Consider the following 280-nt stretch of genomic DNA (forward strand, 5'->3'; position numbering starts at 1 on the left):
TCAACACTCCACACGCTTTAAATAGCAAACTCGATGCCCGAGTGGTGGAATTGGTAGACACAAGGGATTTAAAATCCCTCGCTCTTAGAGTGTGCCGGTTCAAGTCCGGCCTCGGGCACCACTTTGTGGTTTAGTTATATGCACCAACATATAACTTTTAAAATGTAATAGTAGAATTAATATGATGCGGCACTAGCTCAGTTGGTAGAGCGCGACCTTGCCAAGGTCGAGGTCACGAGTTCGAGCCTCGTGTGCCGCTCCATATTAGTTTTATCCACTT

Annotated in this window: 2 tRNA genes; both read left to right on the plus strand. The window is 46.1% G+C overall.

The features are described 5' to 3' along the window. Nucleotides 1-35 precede the first annotated feature (35 nt). Nucleotides 36-121, plus strand: a tRNA-Leu gene (locus P20480_RS02395). Nucleotides 122-186: 65 nt separating this feature from the next. After that, nucleotides 187-262: transfer RNA gene (locus P20480_RS02390), tRNA-Gly, on the plus strand. Nucleotides 263-280: the final 18 nt, after the last annotated feature.

Source organism: Pseudoalteromonas sp. BSi20480 (assembly GCF_000241365.1).
Lineage (GTDB): Bacteria > Pseudomonadota > Gammaproteobacteria > Enterobacterales > Alteromonadaceae > Pseudoalteromonas > Pseudoalteromonas marina.